This is a genomic window from Drancourtella sp. An57, from assembly GCF_002161525.1.
In the GTDB taxonomy this organism is placed as follows: Bacteria; Bacillota; Clostridia; order Lachnospirales; family Lachnospiraceae; genus Sellimonas; species Sellimonas catena.
Genome location: NZ_NFHY01000031.1, coordinates 1 through 8,650 on the forward strand (window position 1 = coordinate 1; position 8,650 = coordinate 8,650).

Genomic DNA, 8,650 nt, shown 5'->3' on the forward strand with positions numbered 1-8,650 from the left:
CTCCTTTCTTGGATGGTGGTTTATGGATTTTGGACGACTCTATTATACCATATCCGGTGAGGAGTTATTTGTATTTTAGCAACAAAAAACACCGTATTTATACGGTTTGTGGCGTTTCGTAAACGCCTATTGAATACCGGTCTGAGAGGAGGTGAGCTTCTGCATTAGGAAAATCAAAAATTATTTGGAAAGATTCGCGTCGCTATGTCAAAATCAATAAAACTTTAAGCCGTGTAAAAAACCGCGACAAGAACGCAAAAACAAAAACTAAACTGGTTCTTACAGATCCAAAGTATCCGAACAGCGTTAGAATAGTTCCACTGAACAAAAAAGCAGATTTTTGTCTTCAGTGTATGCTTGAGCTATACGATACAAACTATTTTGAGAAAGATTTAATTCTTGCGACTCAAAATCATATCAGCCCAACTTTACAAAACATACGGAATACTTTAGTCAAAATATGCAGAAGAGCAGGAATCCAGGAATATTCCCTCCATGCTCTCAGACATACGTTTGCGACTAATATTGTCCGAAAAACAACTAATATGGGTGAGCTGAAAGATGCGGCGGAATTATTAGGTGACAGCTATGATGTAGTCATAAAGACTTACTTTCATACTGACTCACAAAAGAAAGTGGATCTGGTGGATGCAATCGCATAAATCCGTCCACCTTATCGTCCACCTTATGAACCGATTTTATTCGATTTTATGCGGTTTCTGGCGGTCTTAAGTTTAAAATTTTTTGTTGGAATGAGTTTAGAAAAGGTGATGCAAGAAAAATATTTTTGTTGGTCAAAAAAATCTGCCACCTTATTTTTTTACAAGCCTTGAAAAATAAAAAGAACCCGAAAAACGTTGATTTTCCGGGCTTTTTGAGAGGCGCAGACCGGATTTGAACCGGTGCATCAGGGTGTTGCAGACCCACGCCTTACCGCTTGGCTACTGCGCCGTACACTATATTATATTATCATATTTTCTGAAAAAATGCAAGCATTTTTCAAAAATGACTCCGACGGGAATCGAACCCGTGTTACCGCCGTGAAAGGGCGATGTCTTAACCGCTTGACCACGGAGCCTTATTTCTTGGCACCGCTATCGCAGTGCCGAGAATTATATTATCATACCCTCTCAAAAAAAGCAAGCCTTTTTTTAAGAATTTTTCATAACTACACTTTCTACCACATCTGCGGCATGTTCACATGTATCCGCGCACCGCTCAAGATAGATGTAGATCTCTCTCCATGCTATGATATGCAGCGGATTCTGGCACTCGGCATGGAGCTTCCGCATACTCTTCATAAAGCAGCGGTCCGCCTCTTCTTCCAGGTCATTAATCTGGATAATGACTTCTTTCAGCTTTTTGGAATGCCGGAAATCTGCAAACTCTTTTGTAAGCTCTGTCACCTTTTCACAGCAGCGGATAATAATATCCAGCATCTGAAGGGCATCATCTTCAATCTCAGTGATATTATTCATATAGATTCTCAGGAGCACATCCTCAATCTTGTCTGTGATATCGTCAATCCGCTGGCTCAGAGCAATGATGTCCTCTCTTTCAATCGGAGGGATAAACTCTTTTGCAAGTCTGTCCAGCATATCGTGCTTTTTCATGTCCGCACTGTTTTCTATCTTGTGCATCTCGTCCAGATACTCCTCCAGCTTTTCCGGTCTGAAGTCTCTGAGAATTCCTACAAGCATATGTCCCGCCTGACAGGAAATTTCCGCACAGGCTGTAAATGTTTCAAAATAAAATGAATCCCGATTCTTTGCCATTTTTACTTCCTCCTACTTCTTCTAAAAGAGTGCCATGAACAGCTTTGCTATGACAAAACTGATCAGTCCGCATCCCGGGAACGTAAATACCCAGGTCAGCATCATGTCCTTTACTACGCCGAAATTGATTGCGGAAAGTCTTTTTACCGCGCCGACGCCCATAATTGCGCTGGTCTTTGTATGTGTTGTGGAAACCGGAATTCCAAACACACTGGAAAGCAGCAGACAGAACGCGCCTGCAAGGTCCGCTGAAAATCCCTGGAACTTCTCAAGCTTGACCATATCCATTCCGACAGATTTTATAATCTTCTCACCGCCTACGCTTGTCCCGATTCCCATAACGGCACTGCAAAGCAGCATCAGCCATATCGGAATCCCCATGCCTTCCACACTGGACTGTCCGTTGCAGAAAGCGATTCCAAGAAACAGCACACCGATAAATTTCTGTCCATCCTGCGCTCCGTGCATAAAGCTCATAAATGCCGCGCCGAAAATCTGTGCGCCTTTAAAAAATGACGATGTCCTGCGCCGGTCCATAGATGCGCAGAGAGCCGCAATCACCTTGCAGATGATCCAGCCCGAAAAAAATCCGAGCGCCAGACTCAGTACAAGTCCGTAAAGCACCTTAACCCATTCCGCGCCATTTACACCGGACAATCCGTTCTGAATCGCAATCGCCGCGCCGGTAAGTCCGGCAATAAGGCTGTGGCTTTCGCTGGTAGGAATTCCAAAAACAGAAGCCGCAACACTGTATACAACAATGGAAAACAATGCCGCGCAAAGAGCTACCAGCGCCTTGTCTGTCTCTCCTCCAAAGTCCACCATATTGCTGATTGTGGACGCAACCGAGCTGTTGATCCCGGTCATCACAAGTACTCCAAGGAAATTAAAGACAGCGCTCATCATAATTGCAGGCCTCACCCGCATACACCTTGTGGCAATACAGGTGGCAATCGCGTTCGGTGCATCCGTCCATCCGTTTACGAAAATGACCCCCATTGTAAGAAGCACGGTGATCAAAAGTACCGGATTTGACGTGACCTGCTGAAAAAAGCTGAAAAATGAAACATCCATAAGTCTCTTCCTTTACCCATCCTTTTCTTCTTTTAATAAATTTCGACTGTATACTTTTCATGAGCTTTCTATTTGATTTTTTCTTTACACAGTCTTAACTCAAATATAACATTGCGCCCGTTCTCTTACAAGAATTTTTCATATGGTAAGATCTACAAAAAAAATGCGTTAAATCGAAAGTTTTTATCACTTTCGACTTAACACACATTTTCTGTCCCGTTTCAAACAAACTTCCCATTTCAGGGTCATGAAATCACGTGAAATGTTTTCCACTTTCCTCTCCTGAACCGTACCTGGAACACGACTGCTCTGCTCAGCCAGTCCATACACATGGCAAGCGCAATCACCAGCGAGCTCTTCATCAACCGTTTAAAGTACTGTTCTGCCTGTTCGATATCGCCCGCGCCATGCACTGGCTGACAATAAACGTATCCGAAAGCCCCACCAGCATCAGCATCAGCAAAAACTGCTCCATCACGAGGGGCAGTATCATATTTCTCAGCTGCTTATTTGTAAATAATAGTTTCTGCTCCAAGCCTCTCTCTCATTTCTTATATTCGATATCGGTCAAAGACCGAAGAATCCTCAAATAAGTATAGTGCCTCTCACCGGCTCTGTCCAATACCTGTATAAAATAGCCGGGAATACCCAAAAGGCATCCCCGGCTGTTCAATAGGATTTACTTTTTAAACCGATACCCGACTCCCCATACAGTCTGTGTATACTGCGGGTCGGACGGGTCATCTTCTATTTTCTCTCTCAATTTATTGATATGTACCGTGACTGTCGACATGTCTCCTACAGCTTCTGTTCCCCAGACATGGTCAAAAATCCGCTCTCTTGTAAAGACGATATCCGGATTTCCGGCCAGAAACAAAAGAAGCCTGATTTGCATATGCGCTTTTATCCGGGCCGTCAGCTCTACAGGGCTGAACGGCTTTACAATATAGTCATCCGCCCCGAGCCCGAGCCCTTTGATTTTATCTATATCCTCTTTTTTTGCAGTGACAAGAAGAATCGGAACATCGGATTGAGCCCTGATCGCTCTGCAGATATCAAACCCGCTTTTTCCCGGCAGCATCAGATCCAGCAATACGGCAAAATATTCTCTTTTCCGGATATTTTCTAACCGCAGATCAGCCGGAATACCTGTTCGACAGCCAGTTCCATATTTTTCCGGGCCCGCTCCGGCTCCATTGCTTCTTCCAGAGTAGTAATTCCTCTGACAATCGGGAAAAATGCGTCAATCCCCGCCTCATTGCAGGCCCCTGCATCGTCTGTCACGCTTCCTGCAAAAGCAATGACTTTTTTCCCGTATTTTTTCGCAAGTTTCGCCACACCCACTGGTACCTTTCCCATCGCGGTCTGCGAATCCAGTCTTCCCTCGCCGGTAATCACAAGATCCGCGTCGCGGATCTCTTCTTCCAGACCGACTGCTTCCATAATGATATCAATACCCGGTTTTAGGACCGCATCCGGCATATAGCTGATAAAAGCAAATCCGAGTCCTCCCGCGGCTCCTGCTCCTTCTTCCTCACTATGGTCTTTTCCCAGATACATTTTTGTCATCCCTGCATAATGCTTCATCTTCTCATCCAGAACCGCTCTTTCTTCCGCCCTGACTCCCTTCTGCGGGCCATATACATATACCGCACCGTTTTCACCGCAAAGCGGATTTTTCACATCACACGCAATCCGGAAAGAACATTCCTTGAGTTCCGGCATTGCCAGGCTTGTGTCAATTCTGACGATCCGGTCAAGTTCACCGATCCCTCCGGCGATCTGTCTTCCTTCCGCATTCAGAAATCGGTACCCAAGCGCCTGAAGCATCCCTGCTCCCCCGTCTGTCGTCGCACTGCCCCCGATTCCGATAATGAATTTTCTTCCTCCTTTTTCCACTGCATCCCGAATCATCTCTCCTACGCCAAAACTTGTGGCATTCCACGGATCCAGACTGTCCGGATGAATAAGCGTGATTCCGGCCGCCTCCGCCATCTCCATCACAATCGTCTCTCCATCCGGCAGTATCCCGTATTTTGCTGTTACATGCTTCCCGTCCGGCCCTGTCACACGGACTTCACGGTATTCTCCACCCAGTCCTTCGATCATGCTTTCCGTTGTTCCCTCTCCTCCGTCCGCTACAGGTTTTATGACAACATCCGCCCGGCATACCTTTCTGATTCCGGCCTTTGCCGCCGTTCCCGCCTCTATGGAACCAATGCTCCCTTTCATCGAATCAATCGCTGCTACAACTTTCATATCATTCCTCCTGCCAAAGAAAGCATGCATCCCCGGCATTCAGGATCCATGCTTCCTTCTTTTCATTTATAGTATTATCTTACCAGACAAGGCTTCTTCGGGTCAAATTTCCATCCAGGAATCAAATACTGCATGACAACAGAGTCATCTCTTCCTCCCAGACAGTTTTCCCTGTACAGCTGATTCGCCTTCAGAATCTGATCCATATCCACTTCAATTCCAAGCCCCGGTTTTTTCGGCACTTTCACACATCCGTCTTTGATCTGCAGCGGCTCTTTCGTCAGCCGCTCGACTCCTTCCTGCCAGATCCAGTGCGTATCCAGCGCATTATATTCACCCGGCACAGCAGCTCCCACATGAGCTCCCACATGAGTAAACATTGCCAGGGAAATATCAAAATGATTGTTGGAATGAGACCCCCATGTATATCCGAAATCATGACACATCTGTGCAACTCTCACCGAGCCGCTCATTGTCCAGAAATGCGGGTCCGCCAGAATGATATCAACCGCCTGCGATTCCAGAGAGTGTCCTACCTCTCTCCAGTCTGTGGCAATCATATTGGTAGCTGTTGGGAATCCTGTCCTTCTGCGGAATTCACTCATGATCTCTCTTCCCGAGTACACTCCTTCCGCACCGCATGGATCTTCACAGTATGTAAGAATCCCTTTCATGCCCTTTACGTATTCTACCGCTTCCTCAAGAAGCCAGCCGCCGTTTGGATCCAGATCAATCCTTGCGTCCGGGAATTCCTTTTTCAACGCCCGGATTACATCCATCTCTTCATTTCCCGGCAACACTCCGCCTTTCAATTTAAAATCTTTGAATCCGTATTTCTCATGTGTTGCTTTTGCAAACGCGACAATCTTCTCCGCGGTCAGCGCTTCTTCATGACGGATCCGGTACCATTCACAGTCAGAGTCCGGTTCCTCATCGTACGGGAGATCTGTCTTTTTTCTGTCCCCTACAAAGAACAGGTAGCCCAGCATCCGGACCTTGTCCCTTTGCTGTCCGTCTCCCAGAAGCTCACAGACAGGAACTCCGAGCATCTTTCCGAGAAGATCCAGACACGGTGCTTCGATCGCGGTCAGCACATGGACTCCCGTCCTCAGATCGAAGGTCTGGTTTCCTCTTACATCTTCTTCTCCTTTGGAATCCAGATATCTTTTCACCTTTAACAACGTGCTTTTATACTCCGCAAGATTGGATCCTTCCACAATCGGTCTGCATTCTTCCAGCGCATTGGTGATCTTTGTTCCTCCCGGAACTTTCTGCCATTATCAGCAATAATTAAATTTATTATAGGGATTTTCTGATATGGTGTCAAACACCGGCGCTTGACTGATGCAGTCTTTACATAATCTGGGAGATGTACCTGGTAACACGACTGCATTATACGGCTGACTTTTCTACCAATTGCCAGACAAGCGCTTCAAAGATCAATCTGGTAAAATATCCGATCGACCGTTATAATGTAGGGCTTAGCCCTCCCTTCTCTTTAAGATAAAATAAAAAAGCCCGACAGTAAAACTTAAAATTTACCATCGGGCGACACACCGGAACCCATCCAGCAACGCAATTCCGCTTCATTTTTAAGTATAACAATCAAATGCCTGCTTTTTTCAGCAGACAATCTGTTTTGCCCCCAAGGGACATATTACAAAAACAAATAAAACCCGTAAATGTTGAGTTTACGGGCTTTGCAAGCTCCCCCTGTTGGACTTGAACCAACGACACTGCGGTTAACAGCCGCATGCTCTACCGACTGAGCTAAGGAGGAATATTTTAGATACAAAGAAACACACCTTTTCAGGTGTTTCCTTTTGTGTACCTTCAAAACCACATATAAGTCCACGTTTCTGTCATCCTGCTTTTTCCTATCCACCATTCCTTGGTTATGCCCTCGACCTATTAGTAACAGTCAGCTCCATGTGTTACCACACTTCCACCTCTGCCCTATCTACCTCGTCGTCTTCAAGGGGTCTTACTGCTTTCGCATGGGATATCTCATCTTGAGGGGGGCTTCACGCTTAGATGCCTTCAGCGTTTATCCCTTCCCGGCTTGGCTACCCTGCCATGCACTTGGTAATGCAACAGGTACACCAGCGGCCGGTCCATCCCGGTCCTCTCGTACTAAGGACAGCTCCTCTCAAATATCCTACGCCCACGCCGGATAGGGACCGAACTGTCTCACGACGTTCTGAACCCAGCTCGCGTACCGCTTTAATGGGCGAACAGCCCAACCCTTGGGACCTACTTCAGCCCCAGGATGCGATGAGCCGACATCGAGGTGCCAAACCACTCCGTCGATGTGAACTCTTGGGAGTGATAAGCCTGTTATCCCCAGGGTAGCTTTTATCCGTTGAGCGATGGCAATCCCACTTTATACCACCGGATCACTAAGTCCTACTTTCGTACCTGCTCCACCCGTCGGTGTCGCAGTCAAGCTCCCTTCTGCCTTTGCACTCTTCGAATGGTTTCCGTCCATTCTGAGGGAACCTTTGAGCGCCTCCGATACCCTTTCGGAGGCGACCGCCCCAGTCAAACTCCCCACCTGACATTGTCCCCCAGCCGGGTCACGGCTGCTGGTTAGAAACCCAATACCGCAAGGGTGGTATCCCAACAGCGGCTCCATAAGGACTGGCGTCCTTACTTCTTAGCCTCCCACCTATCCTGTACATGCAATACCGAATCCCAGTATCAAGCTGGAGTAAAGCTCCATGGGGTCTTTCCGTCCTGGCGCAGGTAACCAGCATCTTCACTGGTACTTCAATTTCACCGGGTGCATTGTCGAGACAGTGCCCAAATCATTACGCCTTTCGTGCGGGTCGGAACTTACCCGACAAGGAATTTCGCTACCTTAGGACCGTTATAGTTACGGCCGCCGTTTACTGGGGCTTAAGTTCAAAGCTTCGCTTGCGCTAACCTCTCCCCTTAACCTTCCAGCACCGGGCAGGCGTCAGCCCATATACCTCACCTTTCGGTTTTGCATAGACCTGTGTTTTTGCTAAACAGTTGCTTGGGCCTATTCTCTGCGGCCAGCTCTCACTGGCACTCCTTCTCCCGAAGTTACGGAGTCATTTTGCCGAGTTCCTTAACAATGCTTCTCCCGTCGGCCTTAGGATTCTCTCCTCATCCACCTGTGTCGGTTTACGGTACGGGTACTGTACAAACAATAGCGGCTTTTCTTGGCAGCCAGCTCACGCGCTTCACTACTTTTTCTTCGCTCCGCATCACGTCTTCCCATTGCCCGGCGGTTTTTCCAACCGGACTGGTACCCCGCTTGCACCGGTCTCTCCATTCCCGGCTCGCGCTCTCTTTCTGCGTCCCCACAGTTCTGTTGTACAGCAGTACAGGAATTTCTGCCTGTTGTCCATCGACTACGCCTCTCGGCCTCGCCTTAGGTCCCGACTTACCCAGGGCAGATCAGCTTTACCCTGGAAACCTTGGATATTCGGCCGGAAGGATTCCCACCTTCCTCTCGCTACTCATTCCGGCATTCTCTCTTCCATACAGTCCACAGCTCCTTCCGGTACTGCTTC

At 47.4% G+C, this 8,650-nt stretch carries 6 protein-coding genes, 3 tRNA genes, 1 rRNA gene and 1 pseudogene; 1 reads left to right on the forward strand and 10 read right to left on the reverse strand.

The genetic code is table 11. The annotated features are described in order from the left end of the window. The first annotated feature begins 272 nt into the window (after window positions 1-272). On the forward strand, window positions 273-662 hold the full coding sequence (locus B5G11_RS15900; RefSeq protein WP_255396463.1) for a tyrosine-type recombinase/integrase: 390 nt from the start codon (window positions 273-275) through the stop codon (window positions 660-662). A 217-nt stretch (window positions 663-879) separates the two neighbouring features. Here B5G11_RS15900 and B5G11_RS15905 read toward each other — a convergent pair. The 10 genes and pseudogenes from B5G11_RS15905 to B5G11_RS15945 all read right to left on the reverse strand — a co-directional run. Further along, window positions 880-951, reverse strand: a tRNA-Cys gene (locus tag B5G11_RS15905). A gap of 55 nt (window positions 952-1,006) precedes the next feature. Further along, window positions 1,007-1,078, reverse strand: a tRNA-Glu gene (locus tag B5G11_RS15910). 73 nt (window positions 1,079-1,151) lie between these two features. Further along, complete coding sequence (locus tag B5G11_RS15915; protein WP_087169139.1) at window positions 1,152-1,775, reverse strand: DUF47 family protein; 624 nt, start codon at window positions 1,773-1,775, stop codon at window positions 1,152-1,154. A 21-nt stretch (window positions 1,776-1,796) separates the two neighbouring features. Continuing rightward, window positions 1,797-2,849, reverse strand: coding sequence for an inorganic phosphate transporter (locus tag B5G11_RS15920; RefSeq protein WP_087169138.1), 1,053 nt, complete (start codon window positions 2,847-2,849; stop codon window positions 1,797-1,799). 361 nt (window positions 2,850-3,210) lie between these two features. Next, window positions 3,211-3,384 (reverse strand): hypothetical protein, encoded by a 174-nt coding sequence (locus B5G11_RS16430; protein WP_158099314.1) that lies wholly within the window; start codon window positions 3,382-3,384, stop codon window positions 3,211-3,213. Window positions 3,385-3,528: 144 nt separating this feature from the next. Next, window positions 3,529-3,957: pseudogene (locus tag B5G11_RS15925) on the reverse strand (response regulator transcription factor); the annotation flags it as partial. A 17-nt stretch (window positions 3,958-3,974) separates the two neighbouring features. Further along, window positions 3,975-5,108 carry a glycerate kinase gene (locus B5G11_RS15930; protein WP_087255606.1) on the reverse strand — a complete coding sequence of 378 codons (1,134 nt, stop codon included), beginning with the start codon at window positions 5,106-5,108 and terminating at the stop codon, window positions 3,975-3,977. A 74-nt stretch (window positions 5,109-5,182) separates the two neighbouring features. Continuing rightward, window positions 5,183-6,325 (reverse strand): enolase C-terminal domain-like protein, encoded by a 1,143-nt coding sequence (locus B5G11_RS15935; protein WP_343215529.1) that lies wholly within the window; start codon window positions 6,323-6,325, stop codon window positions 5,183-5,185. A 490-nt stretch (window positions 6,326-6,815) separates the two neighbouring features. Continuing rightward, a tRNA-Asn gene (locus B5G11_RS15940) sits at window positions 6,816-6,888 on the reverse strand. Between the two features lie 111 nt (window positions 6,889-6,999). Further along, window positions 7,000-8,650: ribosomal RNA gene (locus B5G11_RS15945) — 23S ribosomal RNA — on the reverse strand; the annotation flags it as partial.

Excerpts from the sequence above, each read along its gene's own strand:
- B5G11_RS15920 (WP_087169138.1), bottom strand. The coding sequence starts at position 2,849 with ATGGATGTTTCATTTTTCAGCTTTTTTCAGCAGGTCACGTCAAATCCG.
- B5G11_RS15915 (WP_087169139.1), bottom strand. The coding sequence starts at position 1,775 with ATGGCAAAGAATCGGGATTCATTTTATTTTGAAACATTTACAGCCTGT.
- B5G11_RS15930 (WP_087255606.1), bottom strand. The coding sequence starts at position 5,108 with ATGAAAGTTGTAGCAGCGATTGATTCGATGAAAGGGAGCATTGGTTCC.